This window comes from Lachnoanaerobaculum umeaense, from assembly GCF_003589745.1.
Classification (GTDB): Bacteria; Bacillota; Clostridia; order Lachnospirales; family Lachnospiraceae; genus Lachnoanaerobaculum; species Lachnoanaerobaculum umeaense.
On the sequence record NZ_CP032364.1, the window covers coordinates 95861 to 110382 of the forward strand.

Here is a 14522-nt window from a genome sequence, read left to right on the forward strand (position 1 = left end):
AACATGGATTAAGAAAGTTTATTAACTTGCTAAATCTTGGCTAATACTATATAATATAACAAAATTTACTATTAATTTTAGGTTTAATTCAAGGAGGAATTAACAATGGCAAAGTCAAAATTTGATAGAACAAAGCCTCATGCTAACATTGGTACAATTGGACACGTAGATCATGGTAAAACAACTCTTACAGCAGCTATCTCAAAGGTTCTTGCTACAAGATTCCCTTCAGAGACAAACAAGATTGTTGATTTTGATAAGATTGATAAGGCTCCAGAGGAGAAAGAGAGAGGTATCACAATCTCAACATCTCATATCGAGTATGAAACAGAGAAGAGACATTATGCACACGTTGACTGTCCAGGACACGCTGACTATGTAAAGAACATGATCACAGGTGCTGCACAGATGGACGGAGCTATCCTTGTAGTTGCTGCTACAGACGGTGTTATGGCTCAGACAAGAGAGCATATCCTTCTTTCAAGACAGGTAGGTGTTCCATATATCGTTGTATTCATGAACAAGTGTGATATGGTTGACGATGAGGAGCTTCTTGAACTCGTAGAGATGGAGATCAGAGATCTTCTTAACGAGTATGAGTTCCCGGGTGATGACATTCCTGTTGTTCAGGGTTCAGCTCTTAAGGCTCTTGAGGATCCAAACGGTGAGTGGGGTGACAAGGTTATGACACTTATGGATGCTGTTGATAGCTATATCCCAGATCCTGAGAGAGAGACAGATAAGCCATTCCTTATGCCGGTTGAGGACGTATTTACAATTACAGGTCGTGGTACAGTTGCTACAGGTAGAGTAGAGAGAGGTACACTTAACCTTAACGATACAGTAGAGATTCTTGGTATCCATGAGGATAAGAAGTCAACTGTTGTTACAGGTATCGAGATGTTCAGAAAGCTTCTTGATCAGGCTCAGGCCGGTGATAACATCGGTGCTCTTCTTAGAGGTGTTCAGAGAACAGAGATCGAGAGAGGTCAGGTTCTTGCTAAGCCGGGTTCAGTAACATGCCATAAGAAGTTTACAGCTCAGGTTTACGTTCTTACAAAGGACGAGGGTGGACGTCATACACCTTTCTTCAATAACTATCGTCCACAGTTCTACTTCAGAACAACAGATATTACAGGTGTTTGCAACCTTCCAGCAGGTACAGAAATGTGCATGCCTGGTGATAACGTAGAGATGACTATTGAGCTTATTCACCCGGTTGCTTGTGAGCAGGGTCTTAGATTCGCTATCCGTGAGGGTGGTAGAACAGTAGGTTCAGGTAGAGTTGCATCTATTATCGAGTAATTTAAAATAAAAAGTATTATATCGGTTATACAGTGATGTATCTGAGGATACTAGGTAATCTATAATACTTTCGCATTAAAAAAGGGACTCCCAAGAGTGGGAGTCCTTTTTATTAAACTTTCATTCCATATGTATCGTACCATGTACCCAGATATTACCCTTGAAGCGTCTACCTACTTTAGGTTCACCCTGCAAGTCTTCTTTCTTGATAGCTACAATATTTATCATATCATTACATTCTATTTTCAGTAATATTATTATTTCTCCGGTAAAAGAATTTTTTTCTTCATATACATCTAAGATATTACCCAGTATACTGTACATATCAGTCTCCATACCATAGGGCATAAATACTGTATCGACTATACTGTAGAGATCTTCATTCTGTATTCTGGCATTTAGTGTAGTATATAGAATCAGCTCATCAGCAGATAGAGTATCCATAGCATCTTCGTCACCATTTTTTGCGGCTTCCAGAAGGATATTCTTATTTAAAAGCTTTTGTTTTGAGAGTTCCATTTGTGCTACTGTTTTATGTATGGGAAGTAAAATTTTTCCATCTATACAGAACCCAAAAAGGTCAGTTGATTTTATCTTGGACCTTATATTATCTAAATAATGAAACTTGTTGGAAAGTCTAAAAATTAGGGATGTACCAAGATTATTATCCTCTAACATACCGGAATAATTGATATCATCTATATGCTTTTCTACAGCACATTTTGCGGTAGAACTGGTAGGAGTGTTTTTTATATATGGAAAATACCCTTCTCTGACATAGGTTCCAAGATTTTCAAGATAACCATGTATGCATATACCAAGTGAGGGTGAGAGATCTTTGCGTATTTCCCAAAGCCTCTCTTTCTCAGCAGTTACAACAACCTTTGTGGAAGCAATGTTTTCTGATTGAATCCTGTCTAATAATTCTTTAACTTCAGCTTTTTTCTTATACATTGAAAATCCAATGCTTCTTATAAAATTTTGCAATATTATACACCTTCTTTTCTACAGTATTATTTTTTTTCTTTTCCATATCATTTTTCCTTTTTTCAATAAGGGACTCTATTACAGGTACCATAAAGATAGCTACAATACCACCGGCAAAACCGTTATTGTATAAGTTCAGACCTCTATACACAATACCTACATTTAAAGCTACAGATGAGTGCAGGAAACCAGCTACCAGCCCTGCTATTATACCAAACTCACCTGCAATAGGTGCAAGAGTAGTGGAGAGTAATAGTGTAAGTATAGGTGCCGGATCATTTATATACCACTGCTTTAAAAATGCAGAGAAGCAAACTCCGACCATTATAGGTAAGATATTTCTCATATGCTTTCCTGCCGGAGAAAATCCAACTATTGTAAAGATTGAACCTATGGTAGGACCGTTTAAATCTCCGTTTGCAGCCAGTACAAATGATGTGGCAATAATACCGTTGATAGCCATATTAAAAATATATACAGCATCTGAGTAAGAGTGAGCATATGTACCATGTACTCCGGTCTCCTTTAAAAGTGAGGAGTATGACGGTAAGAGCTTTTTGCCATCAAGTATAAATGCCAGTGCTACCATATAAAAAAATAAGACAAACAGTGCAATAGCAAAAAGTTTTGTATGTGAAGTGTCCCAGATAAGTCTTGTTTCTATATCTATTCCAAAAGAACGAAACAGTGATACCAAAACTGTAGCTATTATACCTGATGAAAAACCTACATTATATAGAGAATATCCCTTATGTGATGCTTTTACATGTATAGATATAGGTAGCAGGACATATCCTATAGCAAGACCGGTGACAGTTGCAAGAATGAGCTGCCACATAAGGCTTGTGTGTACAGCTTGCATAACTAAGGTTATAGCAGGTGACAAACTTGTTCCGTAAAGTCCGTAGTAAATATATTTTTTTAGGGGGTAACCATGTAGTCTGGCATAGATAAAAAATCCAAAGAGAATCAACCATATATTTACCACATTCTTACCAAATAGTGAGAAGCCGAAAATAAGATAGGAACTTACTACAATATGTCTGTCAAACTCCACTTTAAAATGGTGCAATAAAAAAAGCAAAATTAGTGTAAGCGATCCCGCATTGAAGAATGCTGCACCTATGCCACCTACTACAATGTAATCAGTGATAAGAAGATCAGGCTGTATTATGATTTGCCAAAGTCCAGGTATTATTTCATCCAATGGAGAAAATATCAATGCAAAAATCATAAAATAAATAGGTACTGTAGAGATAAGCAAAAATCTCTGAGTATAAGTCAATGTTCTGGTGGCTCTGTAGTTATTCAAAAATGCCATAAGAAACTCCCTTTTATGGATCACAATAAGTAATCCTGCATGTTTTATTATTAATTATAATTAATAGGAGCTGGTTTCGTCAAATGATTTAGTAAGTGTAAAGAAAATTATAAGAAATTTAGAATTTTTAAGTAAAGTAAATAGCTACATTGATAAAATACTTAGAAAATTTATAGAATATATTGAAATATGAGCATAAGAATTTTACAAAAATAAAAAGCTGCTACTTATGTAACAGCTTCTACTGCGGGTGACAGGACTTGAACCTGCACGGTCGCCCACAAGAACCTAAATCTTGCGTGTCTGCCAATTCCACCACACCCGCATACGAAAGGAATTATACTTTAAATAAATATTGATGTCAAGAGAAAAATTGTTTGCTGTATTTTTTTATAAGCCATAAATGATAAAGTCCTAGTATACCACAAATAAAAATGTCCCACTTATGGTAGAATACTATTTTGTATATTCTAACACTAGGAGGAACTGACTTATCAGAAAGGTTATTTTATCAATGGATGAACAAAGAAAGTATGAAGTTATCAAAGGTCTGGTAGATCACCCCGATACAGCTAATAAGGATAGAGCTGCTCTTATCCTAGGATGCACCAAAAGGCATATAAACCGTATGATACAGGGTTATATTAAAGATGGTAAGGCATTCTTTATTCATGGTAACAGAGGCAAAAAGCCGGCTACCACTATCTGTCCTGATATCAGAAGTCAGGTTCTTGATCTATACAGAACTAAATACTACGAAGCTAACTTTGAACACTTTACAGAGCTTCTAAAAAAGCATGAAGGCATAAGTATCTCTTCTTCCTCTGTAATGAGTATTTTGGAGTCAGAGTACATTCTATCTCCAAAGGCTACAAAAGCTAAGCGTAGACGCATTAAGCAAACTCTCAGAGCTAAGAAGGAAGCTGCAACATCAAAAAGGGAATTATCACAGATACAAGCTAACTTAGTAGCAGTTGAAGATGCTCACAGTCGTCGTCCAAGATGTGCTTATTTTGGTGAATTGCTTCAGATGGATGCTACCCCTTATGAATGGGTGCCGGGACAGATATGGCATCTACATTTGGCTATTGATGATGCCTCAGGTGTTGTCACAGGTGCCTGGTTTGATACTCAGGAAACTCTTAATGGATACTACCATGTATTTGAGCAGATTCTTACTGATTATGGTATTCCTTATAAGTTTCTTACTGATAAACGAACTGTATTTACTTACAAGAAAAAAGGTGCCTTATCTGACGACAAAGACACCTATACACAGTTTGCATACGCCTGTAAGCAACTTGGCACACAGCTTGAATCAAGCAGCGTACCACAGGCTAAAGGACGTATAGAACGATTGAATCAGACTTTACAGTCACGCCTGCCTATTGAGTTTAGACTCGCAGGCGTAACCGATATCCATAAAGCCAATGAATTCATTTACCACTACATAAAAGAATTCAATGAGAAGTTCGCACTTCCACTTTATGGTATCAAATCTGTCTTTGAAACGCAACCATCTAAAGAAAAAATAAATCTTACTTTGGCGGTTTTAACTGAGAGAACTGTTGATGCCGGACATGCGATTCAATTCGAGAAGAAATTTTATAAGATGATAGATAATAAAGGATTGCAGACCCATTATCGAAAAGGTACCAAGGTTATGCTTATCAAGGCATTTGATAGGTCTATGTTTGTGTGCGTAAATGACAAAGATATTTATGCACTGGAAGAAATACCGGCTCATGAGCATAAATCTAAGGACTTGGACGCTGACTACAAACAGCCAAAACCTAGAAAGCCTTATATACCTCCAATGAACCATCCTTGGAGATTGGATGCCTTTAATAAATTCGCACACTCACAGCCACACAGAATTGAAGAAGACATAAAAAGTGCATAATAAAAGCCCCTTTGTGGGGGCTTATAAATTAATTATTTTGGGACATAATCATTTATGCTTGACAGAGAAAAATTGTTTGCTGTATTTTTTTTAGAGTGGCGAAAAGTTTTTCAGTTTGAAAAGAATTTTCTTATGGCATATCATATAGAAAGAAGTTTATATAGTTATTCTTTAGTAAAGCTAAAGAGAAAGATATAAGGTGTTTTATGTTTTCAAATAGTATTCAGAAGATATTTGATGCCATAGTGGCGGATAAGGAGAATGAGGATTTCACTAAAGTAGGTATTTCCCCTTTATTTTCAGCTCCTGAGAATTCCAAAGTGATGATAGTAGGGCAGGCCCCGGGAATCAAGGCACAGGAGGCAGGGAAGTATTGGTACGATAAAAGTGGAGATAGACTTCGAGAATGGATGGGTGTGGATGAAAGAACATTCTATGAGTCTGATATATTTGCCATTATACCTATGGATTTTTATTATCCGGGAAAAGGAAAAAGTGGGGATCTACCGCCAAGAAAGGATTTTGCACCTAAATGGCACCCCAAGATATTGAAAGAATTACAAAATATAGATCTTATCATTCTTATAGGACAGTACGCCCAAAAATATTATTTGGGTAGCAGAGAAAAGTCCAATCTAACAGAAACAGTAAAAGCATATAAAGAATATTTACCCAAGTACTTGCCAATAGTGCATCCTTCACCCAGAAATATGATATGGTTGAAGAAAAACCCATGGTTTGAAAATGAAATAGTGCCAGTGTTACAAGAAAAAATCAGAGGATATTTGAGGCATTGATTAAATATTGTAGTTTTATTAAAGGTTTAGATTCGAGAGGAATAAGATGAAAGCATATCTAATTTTAGAAGATGGAAGTGTGTATGAAGGAAACAGTGTCGGAGCCGAAAAATCAGTAGTTAGTGAGATAGTGTTCAATACATCTATGACCGGATATCTGGAGGTGATGACAGATCCATCATATGCGGGTCAGGCTGTAGTAATGACATATCCTTTGATTGGAAATTACGGTATTTGTTATGAGGATATAGAATCAAATAAAGCCTGGGTAGACGCTTTTATAGTAAGAGAATTATCTGAAGTAGCTTCAAATTTTAGAAACGAAGATAGTATACAAAATTTCTTGAAAGTAAATAATATTCCATGTATTACAGGCATTGATACCAGAGATTTAACAAAGAGACTAAGAGAATATGGCACTATGAATGGAATGATAATTACTACAGGCTCTTATGATATATCAGAAGTATCACAAAAAATAAAAGAATATAGTGTCAAGGGTGTAGTAAAGAAAACCAGTACAGATAAATCTTATACTTTAGATGGAAAAGGAAAAAGGGTAGTGCTGATGGACTTTGGTGCAAAAAGAAATATAGCAAAACAGCTACAAAAAAGAGGATGTGAAGTTATAGTAGTGCCATGTGATACTACTGCTGATGATATCATTAAATTAAATCCGGATGGCATTATGCTAAGCAATGGTCCGGGAGATCCAAAGGAGAATGTAGATATAATAAAGGAAATAAAAAAGCTATATGATTCAGATATTCCGATATTTGCAATATGTCTGGGACATCAGCTGATGGCACTTGCTACAGGTGCAGATACATATAAACTTAAATATGGACATAGAGGTGGCAACCATCCGGTAAAAGATTTGGAAAATGGAAAGACATATATTTCTTCACAAAATCATGGATATGCAGTGGATGAGAGTACATTGAATAAGAGTATATGTATTCCGGCATTTGTAAATGTAAATGATAATACTAATGAAGGACTTAGATATATAAACAAAAATATTTTTACAGTACAATATCATCCGGAGGCATGCCCCGGACCACGAGACAACTCATATTTGTTTGATAAGTTTATAAAGATGATGGAGGACTAAATGCCAAGGAATACAGATATTAAAAAAGTATTAGTAATAGGATCAGGTCCGATAGTTATCGGACAGGCAGCAGAATTTGATTATGCAGGTACGCAGGGATGTCGAGCATTAAAAGAAGAAGGAGTAGAAGTTGTACTTATCAATTCAAACCCTGCCACAATTATGACGGATAAGGATATTGCGGACAGGGTATATATAGAGCCGCTTACTACAGAGTTTATAAAAGAGATCATCAGAAAGGAGAGGCCTGATTCGGTATTGCCTACTTTGGGAGGACAAGCAGGATTAAATCTTGCTATGGAGCTTTTTGAGGAAGGCTTTTTTGATAAGGAGAATGTAAGGCTGATAGGTACCACAGCTCTTACAATAAAAAAGGCAGAGGATAGAGATACTTTCAAGCATACTATGGAAAAAATAGGTGAACCTATTGCCGCATCAAAAGTAGTGGAGGATGTAGAAGGTGGTGTGAATTATGCCAAAACTCTAGGATATCCGGTAGTACTTAGACCGGCATATACTTTGGGCGGCTCAGGTGGTGGCATAGTCTATAATGAAGAAGAACTTATAGAAACTTTGGATAATGGTCTAAGACTCTCAAGAGTTGGTCAAGTATTAGTAGAGAGAAGTATTGCAGGATGGAAAGAAATAGAATATGAAGTGATGCGTGACGGCATTGGAAATGTTATAACTGTCTGCAATATGGAAAATATTGATCCTGTAGGAGTTCATACAGGTGACTCCATAGTGGTAGCACCAATTCAGACTCTTGGAGATAAGGAATACCAAATGCTTAGAAGTTCTGCACTAAATATTATTACAGAGTTGGGAATTACAGGCGGTTGCAATGTTCAGTATGCACTAAATCCTGATACCTTTGAATACTGTGTAATAGAGGTTAATCCAAGAGTTTCAAGGTCGTCTGCTTTGGCAAGTAAGGCTACAGGCTACCCTATAGCTAAGGTAGCTGCAAAAATAGCTTTGGGATACACTTTGGATGAGATAAAGAATGCAGTAACAGGAAAGACTTATGCGGCATTTGAACCTATGCTTGATTATGTAGTTGTTAAGATGCCTAGATTGCCATTTGATAAATTTATAAGTGCTAAGAGAGTTCTGGGTACTCAGATGAAGGCAACCGGCGAGGTAATGAGTATTTGTACCAATTTTGAAGGTGGACTTATGAAAGCCATTCGCTCACTTGAACAACATGTTGAAAGTTTGCTTAGCTATGACTATAGCCATCTGGATGTGGAAAGCTTAAAACTTGAACTAAAAAAGGTTGATGATAAAAGAATCTGGGTGATTGCCGAGGCATTGAGAAAGGGAATTTCATTTGAGGAAATACATGAAATAACAAAGATTGATATATGGTTTATTTCAAAGATATACAATATTATAAAAATGGAAAAGAGACTTTCCCATGAACCACTTGAAAAGGAACTTTTAAAAGAGGCAAAGAGAATAGAGTTTCCTGATAAGCTTATAGCTATGCTGTCAAAAAGAAGAGAAGAGGAAATAAAGGAATTAAGGCATAGCTTTGATATAAGGGCAGCTTATAAGATGGTAGATACCTGTGCCGGAGAGTTTGAATCTGAGACTCCATATTATTATTCCTGCTATGATGGGGTAAACGAGGCAAAATCAAATAATAGGAAAAAAGTATTGGTACTTGGTTCCGGACCTATAAGAATAGGGCAGGGAATAGAGTTTGATTTTTGCAGTGTTCACTGTACATGGGAGTTTAGTAGACAGGGCTATGAGACAATTATTATAAATAATAATCCCGAAACTGTAAGTACAGACTTTGATATTGCAGATAAGCTCTACTTTGAGCCTCTTACTCCTGAGGATGTAGAGAGTATTGTAGATATAGAAAAGCCTGACGGTGCAGTAGTACAGTTTGGAGGTCAGACTGTTATTAAGCTTACAGAAAGTTTGATGAAAATGGGAGTACCGATTCTTGGTACAGATGCAAGGGATGTGGATGTAGCAGAGGATCCGGAGTTTAGAGTTACATTTGACAACAATATAGTTTCAAGAAGTAATTATTTGGATTTTAGAAATAGAGGTTTTGATAGAAGGCTTTTAGATGAGAAAATAAGACTTATGGAGATAAAAGTAAATGGATTATAGAGACCACTAAGGGACATTGAATACTCAATGCCCCCTTTATAGTTATCCTACTGTATTTTGGTCATTTTACCACTGTAATCCACATAGTAATTGTCAATCCACTGATCCAAAGCTAAGGTTCCGTTAGTATTTAAGTAATACCAAGAACCTGATGATTTAATCCATCCGGTCTTCATGATGCCATTCTTATCTAAATAGTAAGTCTGATCATTGTAGCTTATAAAGCCTGAAGCAGGATTGCCTGAATTGTCAACAACTTTCCATTCACTGCCTGTCTGACTCCACTTGAAAGAGTTCGCATCTGTAATCTTCATGGCAGCATAGCCGGGTACAGCAACAGTTATGGAAATAGTGGCAGTAAGCAATAACATAGATATAGTTTTCTTCAACATAACTGACCTCATTTTCCATCAAAATATTCAAGCTAAAACTATAGCTTGTAATATTATTATAGCAATTTTTTTTTGTTTGAAAAGAGAATATATATGATGGTAAGAAACCGTAAGAAAAAAGAAAGAGATTAAGTTGCAATATATTTGGTATTAAAATATGACATCTAAGATACAATATGAAATGCTATAATACTTATAAATCTTATGGTATAATCTATAGTATTGAAGTTTTATAATGTGTTTTGATATTTGACATAGATTATAAAACATTTTGGTCGTGAGTACTGACTTTATAAAATAAACATATATGTACTTAAAAAATTTAGGGAGATAAATATGAAAATCAAATTGAGCAAATATATTGCGAAAAGACTTGTAGAACTTGGAATTTGTCATGGTTTCAGTGTTACAGGTGGTGGTGCTATGCATTTAAATAATGCTTTGGGACATGAAGATGGATTAACTATTACATATAATCATCATGAGCAGGCCTGTGCTATGGCGGCAGAAGCTTATGCCAGAATTAACAATCAGATGGCAGTATTATGTGTTACAACAGGCCCGGGAGGTACAAATGCTATTACAGGAGTACTTGGAGCATGGCTTGATTCAATACCGATGTTTGTGCTTTCGGGTCAGGTAAGATATGATTGGACAGCCAGATCTTCAAGAGTTGGTATCAGAGCTATGGGAGATCAAGAGTTTGATATATGTCAGTCTATAGACTGTATGTGCAAGTATAGTGAGATGGTTATAGAGCCTATGAGGATCAAGTATTTGGTTGAAAAATGTGCATATCTTGCAACACATGGCAGGCCGGGACCGGTATGGCTTGATATACCATTGGACGTACAGGCAAGTTTTATAGAAGAAGACGAGCTTATAGGTTTTGATATTGCAAACTATGAATTAGGAGGTGATGGCTGGGAAAAACCGTCACCATATAAGAAAGATATAGATAATTATACAAAGCTTGATTTGGATGATGAAGCTAAACCGGTATCAGATGAAGTATTGGAAGAAATAATAGATAAAATTAGAAATGCAAAAAGACCGGTATTTAATGCAGGCAACGGCATAAGAATAGGAAATGCACATAAAGAGTTTTTAGAGCTTATTGATTTGTTAAACATACCGGTAGTCGTTGGCTGGAATTCAGAGGATTGCTTGGAGGTTGAGCATCCTTTATATGCCGGAAGACCGGGAAATTTTGGTGACAGACCGGGAAACTTCGCAGTTCAAAACTCAGATCTTGTATTGTCAGTGGGTTCAAGACTCAGTCTTAGACAGGTAGGATTTAATCACAAGGGATGGGCTAGAGAAGCCTTTACTATAATCAATGATATTGATATTGAGGAGTTAAAGAAACCTACTCTGCATGTCGATATACCTGTGCATGCAGATTGCAAGATATTTATGCAGCAGTTGATTGATGCATTGAAGAAGCAAAAGACTCCGGTATTTGAAGGCGGTAAAGGCTTGCGTGAAATGAGTTGGAATGAAACAGTTAAGTACTGGTTAAAGAGATATCCTGTGTGCAAAGAGGAATTTCTTGAAAATGATGATAGCAAAAAAGCAAATGTATATGCTTTTATCAATGAGATAGGAAACAGAGCAAAACAAGATCAGATAACAGTAGTGGGAAATGGTTCAGCCTGTGTAGTAGGTGGACATTCGTATATAATCAAGAAGGGACAGAGATTTATATCAAATTCAGCAGTTGCTTCTATGGGCTATGATTTACCGGCTGCAATAGGTGCATATCTGGCTAATCTTGATGAAAAGAGATATGATAAGGAACTGATATTGATTACCGGTGATGGCAGTATACAGATGAACTTACAGGAGTTACAGACAATACTGCATCATAAGATGAACATCAAAATATTTCTGATAAATAATGAAGGCTATCACAGTATCAGGCAGACACAGTCTAAATTCTTTAGTGATGAACCGATGGTTGGAATAGGTCCTGACAGTGGAGATCTTTCTTTCCCTGATATGGGTAGAATATCAGAAGCTTATGGCATTCACTATATCAGTGCAAAGACAAACTCTGAGCTTTCAGAGGCTGTAGCTAAGACATTTGAGATGGCAGGACCAGTTATCTGTGAGGCATTCGTAACCAAGGAACAAAACTTTGAGCCGAAATCATCAGGTAAGCAATTACCGGATGGAAGAATGGTAAGCCCACCACTTGAGGACTTGGTACCATTTTTATCAGATGAGGAGATGGAAGAAAATATGATAATACCAAGAATGCCGGATTAAAGGAAATTTATGAGAATACTTATTACAGGGGCTGCTTCTTTTTTGGGCAGTCATTTGGTGGAATATTTTCTTGATAGAGGTGATGATGTACTTGCCTTGGTGAGAGAGAATGCCAGAGGTAGAGAAAGGCTTTCAAAGTATGAAGAAAAACCAAACTTTAAAACTATAGTTTTGGATATGATGGATATTGAAGGATTAGAAGAAGACTTTGATATATGTATACATCTAGCTTGGGGCGGTATAGGCAAGGCAGGAAGAATGGATAGAGCTATTCAATCGGAAAATATAGAGGCCGCAAAGATACTGATGAAATTGTGTAAGGAGAAGAATGCAAAAAGGATGCTCTTTGCCGGTTCCCAGGCAGAGTATGGTCAGACATTGGAGGATATACAAAAAAGATATGGAGAAAACTTTGATATCAAAGATATAGATATGCAGTATGAGGATTCTCCTACTTTTCCAAAGTCTGAATATGGTAAGGCTAAGCTTGAACTTAAGAGGGAGTTAAAGACTCTTGGAGATAAACTTGGTATAGAATATGTACATATGCGAATTTTTTCGGTGTTTGGAAAAGGAGACCATGAGACTTCTCTTATATCCTCATGTATAAATAATTTCATGAAAAATAAAGATGTGTATATAGGTGAGTGTAAGCAGGCTTGGAACTATATATATATTAAAGACCTTTGCCAGGCTGTATACCTATTGTCAAAAAAAGATTTAGAATCTAAATATGTATTCAATATAGCCAGTGAAAACAACAGGGTTTTGATGGATTATGTAAATAATATGAAAGATATACTGAAAAGTAAAAGTAGTATCATAGTGGAAAAAAGAGAAGCTGCAAGTGAGGGTACACCTTTTTTAAATCCGGATATTAGTAAATTAAAGGAAATAGGTTTTAAGGAAGTTTACGGCTTTGAAGGCGGTATCATAGAAATGTGTGATATCAAGGCTTAAAGAATATACATAGGAGAATATTTTTGAAAAAATGTATTAGTTGTAACGGTTCATTACATGAACTTATGAAAATAGAAAATATGCCGGCAAGTGCACAAGATATTCCGACAAAAGAAGAGCTTGAAAAAGACTGTGGTATAGAAGTATCGCTATGCGTCTGTGAGGATTGCAATCTTGTGCAGTTAAAAAATGATGCAGTTTATTATTATAGAGATGTTATAAGGGCAGGTGGTTATTCAACTACAATGGAAGAACTTAGAAAGAGCCAATATAGACATTTTATAGAGTTTGCATCATTGGAGGGAAAAAAGATAATAGAAGTAGGCTGTGGCAGAGGAGAATTTCTTGGGATGCTTTCAGGCTTTCCGGTAGAGGGATATGGTACAGAGCATAAAAAAGATCTTGTAGAGATTGCAAAAGAAGCAGGACTTAGAGTTGATGAGGATTTTCCTGAGAGTGAAGATCATATATTTAAGAACGGACCTTTTGATGCTTTTATGTCTTTTAATTTTTTGGAACATCAGCCGCATCCGAGAACATATTTAAAAGCAATATATAATAATCTATGTGATGAGGGCTATGGACTTATCACAGTGCCAAGTTTTGAATATATCATAGAGCAAAACAGTTTCTATGAGATAATTCCGGATCATATAGCTTATTACAGTTTTGAGAGTCTTACACATCTTTTGAATATATGCGGATTTGAAGTACTTGAAAAAGAGATGGTAAACAGAGATACCATATCAATGATAGTAAAGAAAAGAAAACTTCCAGATATTCGCGGTATTATTTCAAAGAAGAAAGATATTGCAACAGAGGTAGTGGAAACTGTAAAGAACTATGCTAAAGTGGGCAAGATAGCTATCTGGGGAGCATCACATCAAGGATTTACCCTTTGTGCCACCACAGGTATTGCAGACTATGTGGATTGTATAATAGATTCTGCACCTTTTAAGCAGGGGAAATTTGCTCCTGCCTCACATATTCCAATTATTTCACCGGATAAGGCAAGACAAAGAAAGCTTGAAGCAATTATAATAGTGGCACCGGGATATACGAATGAAATAGCGAATATTATAAGGACAAGCTTTGATGAGGGTGTAGACATATATACTTTGATGACTGATCGATTGCTGAAGATATAGTGAAAACAATCATCTTTTGTTTTATGTTATGAATAAATAGCCAAGATAAATTTTCTTGGCTATTTTTAAATTTATTAAACTATATATTTAAATTATTTTATCTGTTTTTTTGAAAATAAGATACTATTGTTACTGAAATTTTTGTGTATTTATGATATTTTTATCCGGTAAAATTAGCAATAGTATCATTT

At 36.1% G+C, this 14522-nt stretch carries 10 protein-coding genes, 1 tRNA gene and 1 pseudogene; 8 read left to right on the plus strand and 4 right to left on the minus strand.

Annotation, left to right across the window (positions count from 1 at the left end):
- Positions 1–105: 105 nt before the first annotated feature.
- A complete protein-coding gene (gene tuf, locus D4A81_RS00400) occupies positions 106–1305 on the plus strand; it encodes an elongation factor Tu (protein ID WP_111526075.1) in 1200 nt (399 codons plus the stop codon).
- Between the two features lie 120 nt (positions 1306–1425).
- Here tuf and D4A81_RS00405 read toward each other — a convergent pair whose 3' ends face one another.
- From D4A81_RS00405 to D4A81_RS00415, 3 genes are all read right to left on the minus strand, one after another.
- Positions 1426–2259, minus strand: coding sequence for a DUF3881 family protein (locus D4A81_RS00405; protein WP_242977772.1), 834 nt, complete (start codon positions 2257–2259; stop codon positions 1426–1428).
- Entirely contained in the window at positions 2252–3613 is a 1362-nt protein-coding gene (locus D4A81_RS00410; protein WP_111526073.1) for a DUF1576 domain-containing protein, read from the minus strand. The genes D4A81_RS00405 and D4A81_RS00410 overlap by 8 nt, the downstream gene beginning before the upstream one ends.
- A gap of 245 nt (positions 3614–3858) precedes the next feature.
- Positions 3859–3938 (minus strand) — tRNA-Leu (locus D4A81_RS00415).
- A 189-nt stretch (positions 3939–4127) separates the two neighbouring features.
- Here D4A81_RS00415 and D4A81_RS00420 point away from each other — a divergent pair.
- The 4 genes and pseudogenes from D4A81_RS00420 to carB form a co-directional block, all read left to right on the plus strand.
- Positions 4128–5516 (plus strand): ISNCY family transposase, encoded by a 1389-nt coding sequence (locus D4A81_RS00420; protein WP_119808214.1) that lies wholly within the window; start codon positions 4128–4130, stop codon positions 5514–5516.
- A 206-nt stretch (positions 5517–5722) separates the two neighbouring features.
- Positions 5723–6313, plus strand: coding sequence for a uracil-DNA glycosylase family protein (locus tag D4A81_RS00425; protein ID WP_111526037.1), 591 nt, complete (start codon positions 5723–5725; stop codon positions 6311–6313).
- Between the two features lie 46 nt (positions 6314–6359).
- Positions 6360–7427, plus strand: coding sequence for a carbamoyl phosphate synthase small subunit (locus tag D4A81_RS00430; protein WP_111526038.1), 1068 nt, complete (start codon positions 6360–6362; stop codon positions 7425–7427).
- Positions 7428–9431, plus strand: a pseudogene (gene carB / locus D4A81_RS00435) (carbamoyl-phosphate synthase large subunit); the annotation flags it as partial.
- A gap of 176 nt (positions 9432–9607) precedes the next feature.
- Here carB and D4A81_RS00440 read toward each other — a convergent pair.
- Entirely contained in the window at positions 9608–9952 is a 345-nt protein-coding gene (locus tag D4A81_RS00440; protein ID WP_111526039.1) for a choline-binding protein A, read from the minus strand.
- Between the two features lie 336 nt (positions 9953–10288).
- Here D4A81_RS00440 and D4A81_RS00445 point away from each other — a divergent pair, with 336 nt between their 5' ends.
- Genes D4A81_RS00445 through D4A81_RS00455 form a run of 3 tightly spaced genes read left to right on the plus strand, consistent with a single transcriptional unit; the run spans position 10289 to position 14331 of the window.
- Complete coding sequence (locus tag D4A81_RS00445) at positions 10289–12223, plus strand: thiamine pyrophosphate-binding protein (RefSeq protein WP_111526040.1); 1935 nt, start codon at positions 10289–10291, stop codon at positions 12221–12223.
- A 9-nt stretch (positions 12224–12232) separates the two neighbouring features.
- Positions 12233–13183: an NAD-dependent epimerase/dehydratase family protein gene (locus D4A81_RS00450; RefSeq protein ID WP_111526041.1), complete on the plus strand. Its 951-nt coding sequence runs from the start codon at positions 12233–12235 to the stop codon at positions 13181–13183.
- A 23-nt stretch (positions 13184–13206) separates the two neighbouring features.
- Positions 13207–14331, plus strand: coding sequence for a class I SAM-dependent methyltransferase (locus tag D4A81_RS00455; protein WP_111526042.1), 1125 nt, complete (start codon positions 13207–13209; stop codon positions 14329–14331).
- The last annotated feature ends 191 nt before the right edge of the window (positions 14332–14522 follow it).

What these genes read in the sequence shown, in the direction of transcription:
- tuf (WP_111526075.1), top strand. Translation starts at nt 106, where the DNA reads ATGGCAAAGTCAAAATTTGATAGAACAAAGCCTCATGCTAACATTGGT.
- D4A81_RS00405 (WP_242977772.1), bottom strand. Translation starts at nt 2,259, where the DNA reads ATGTATAAGAAAAAAGCTGAAGTTAAAGAATTATTAGACAGGATTCAA.
- D4A81_RS00410 (WP_111526073.1), bottom strand. Translation starts at nt 3,613, where the DNA reads ATGGCATTTTTGAATAACTACAGAGCCACCAGAACATTGACTTATACT.
- D4A81_RS00420 (WP_119808214.1), top strand. Translation starts at nt 4,128, where the DNA reads ATGGATGAACAAAGAAAGTATGAAGTTATCAAAGGTCTGGTAGATCAC.
- D4A81_RS00425 (WP_111526037.1), top strand. Translation starts at nt 5,723, where the DNA reads ATGTTTTCAAATAGTATTCAGAAGATATTTGATGCCATAGTGGCGGAT.
- D4A81_RS00430 (WP_111526038.1), top strand. Translation starts at nt 6,360, where the DNA reads ATGAAAGCATATCTAATTTTAGAAGATGGAAGTGTGTATGAAGGAAAC.
- D4A81_RS00440 (WP_111526039.1), bottom strand. Translation starts at nt 9,952, where the DNA reads ATGTTGAAGAAAACTATATCTATGTTATTGCTTACTGCCACTATTTCC.
- D4A81_RS00445 (WP_111526040.1), top strand. Translation starts at nt 10,289, where the DNA reads ATGAAAATCAAATTGAGCAAATATATTGCGAAAAGACTTGTAGAACTT.
- D4A81_RS00450 (WP_111526041.1), top strand. Translation starts at nt 12,233, where the DNA reads ATGAGAATACTTATTACAGGGGCTGCTTCTTTTTTGGGCAGTCATTTG.